Annotated in this window: 2 protein-coding genes and 1 pseudogene; all 3 read right to left on the reverse strand. The window is 70.9% G+C overall.

What is annotated here, in order from left to right:
- Positions 1–811: hypothetical protein (locus DJ74_RS16730; protein WP_141212746.1), on the reverse strand; the 811-nt coding region annotated here is incomplete at its 3' end.
- A gap of 255 nt (positions 812–1066) precedes the next feature.
- A complete protein-coding gene (locus DJ74_RS16735) occupies positions 1067–1903 on the reverse strand; it encodes an HTR-like protein (protein WP_094525235.1) in 837 nt (278 codons plus the stop codon).
- Between the two features lie 92 nt (positions 1904–1995).
- A pseudogene (locus DJ74_RS16740) lies at positions 1996–2357 on the reverse strand (GHMP kinase); the annotation flags it as partial.

Below are 2357 nucleotides of genomic sequence, written 5' to 3' on the forward strand. Positions count from 1 at the left end.
CCTCGGCACCTCGCGGCTCGCCGTCGAGGGCGGGCTGCTCCCCGACGACGAGCCGCGAGGTGCCGAGGAAGCCGGGGTTCGGCTCAAGCTCGGCGAACTCTTCCCCGCAGTGCGGGCATTCGGGGGCCGTCAACAGTCCGATATCGACGGTCTCTCGACAGTCGGTGCAGGCCGCCTTCCGGACCCCGTCGCGGTTGGCGGTCGCCGTCAGCGCGTCGAGGCGCTCGCGGTCGGCGCGGTCGCGCTCGGCCGCCTCCAGCCGACGCCGGACCCTGACGACCGCGCTCGCGACGCGGGAGAGCTTGTCGTCGAGCTCTTCGACGTCGTCCGCGTCGACGGTGTCCTCCGGATCCGCGAGGTCCTCCACGCGGCCCTCGACGCCGGCCAGCCGGTCGTCGAGGTCGTCGACCCGTCCCTCGACCGCCTCGTCAACGGTCGACCGAGCCGCCGCGTCCGCTTCGAGTTCGTCGAGTCGCTCCGCGGTCCGTTCGAGGTCGGCCGCGATCGCGTCCAGCCGCTTCGCCGTCTCGGCGTGCGCGTGGTCGGCCGGCGCCTTCGCCTCCAGGTCGCGGTAGAGCTCGACGAAGCGCTCTCGGAGGTCCTCGACCTTCTCGTCGACCTCGGCGTCGAGGTCGTCGAGCCGCGACTCGATCGCGGCGACCTCCTCGCGGTCCGGCACGTCGATCCCCTCCTCTTCCGCGAGCGCGACGATCGCGCGCTTCAGCAGCTCCTCGCGGTCGACGCCGGTCTCGTCGGCGGCGGCCTCGGTCGCGGCGTCGACCGTCCTATCGGCCGGATCGAGGTCGCTCATCGAAGGTCCCCCGCCATTATGCTCTGTTTAACGGGGAGACTTAAGTAATCTGTCGCGTCATTCTCTGAAACGATAGTTAGCGGTGAGGCCGGAGCGCGGTTCGCGTCCCGTTCTGTCCCGTTCCGTCACGTGTCCTGTCCCGTTCCGTCACGTCCTGTCCCGTTCCGTCACGTCCTGTCCCGTTCCGTCACGTCCTGTCCCGTTCCGTCACGTCCCATTCAGTCACATTTAGGCCTCCCCTCCCGTCCAGTCCCATCACCGGATCTTCCGAACGTCGCTGATGTCGAATCCGCCCTCGTGGATCTCGGTCTCGAACCGGACGATGTTCTCCGCTTCCAGTCGAGAGAGGACGCCGCGGAACTCGCGGACGAACATGGTCCGGGCGCGCTGGGAGCCGCCGCTCTCCCACGTGAACTGGAGCGTGCCGCCGGCGGCGTCCATCAGGGCGCCGAACTCCCGGTCGGTGAGCGAGTCGGTGTTCACCAACACGAGGATGAGCCCGCCCCACTGGTAGGCGGCCTTCTTGAGCCCCTTCATCACCATCGACACGTCGCTCCACTTCGTGTCCTCGTCGACCATCGAGACGAGGTCGGTGACGGAGTCGATGCAGACTAAGCTGCCGTCGGCGTTCGCCGAGAGGTAGTCGCCGAACGCCGTGAGCACGTCCTCGTACTCCCCGCGGTCGCCCAGCTCGGTGATCGACGCCGTCTCGTCCTCGTACCAGTCGCGGGGGATCGGGCTCAGCTGGAAGTACTCCGGCGAGAGGTCCCGGAAATCGATCTCGCCGATCGCGGCGTCGACGATCTCGTCGGCCATCGTGAACCGCATCTCCCGGGTGAGCGCGTCCGTGTCCGCGGTGAAAGACAGGTAGTGGACCTCGTCGGGGAGCGCGGCGTCCGCCGGGAGGTCGCCGTAGTAGAGGTCGAACAGCTCCGCGTCGGCGCGCCCGAGGGCGTTCATCGCCGCGCTGGTGTACAGGAACTCGCGCGCGCCCGCCCCGGACTCGCCGGCGAGCAGCACGACGTTGCCCGGCGGCGCGCCGCCGCCGAGGATCGAGTCGAGGCGGGCGACGCCGAACGGAACGCTCGTCATGTCCCGTACGGGGTCGCCGCCCCGCTTAGTGTTGTTGCTCGTGTGGGGGTGTCGCCGGCGACCGGAGAGCCGCGGGGACGGCGACGGCTCGGTCAGTCGGTCAGCCGCGCCCCGCCCTCGGCCGCGCGGACGACCGCGACCGATCCTGCCACGCCCGCCTCGTCGAGCGCGCGCTCGCCCGCCGCCGCCGCGGCGTCGGCGTTGGCGGCGTCCGTGACGCCGTACACGGTCGGGCCCCAGGAGGACTGCCCCGCGCCGAACACCGACGCGGACGCCGACAGCGACGCCACCACGTCGCCGACGGGCGGCCGGTAGACGCCGCCCTGTTCGTCGGCGTACCACGCGCCGTTGAGCCGGCCGATCTCCGCGACCGCCGCGCCGAACCGCTCGGCGTTCCCGGTCGCGACCGCGGGGAGCGCTCGCCGCGTGACGATCCCGCCGATCCGGTCGGCGA

Origin of the sequence: Halorubrum sp. Ea8 (assembly GCF_002252925.1) — an archaeon.
Lineage (GTDB): Archaea > Halobacteriota > Halobacteria > Halobacteriales > Haloferacaceae > Halorubrum.

Excerpts from the sequence above, each read along its gene's own strand:
- DJ74_RS16735 (WP_094525235.1), bottom strand. The coding sequence starts at position 1,903 with ATGACGAGCGTTCCGTTCGGCGTCGCCCGCCTCGACTCGATCCTCGGC.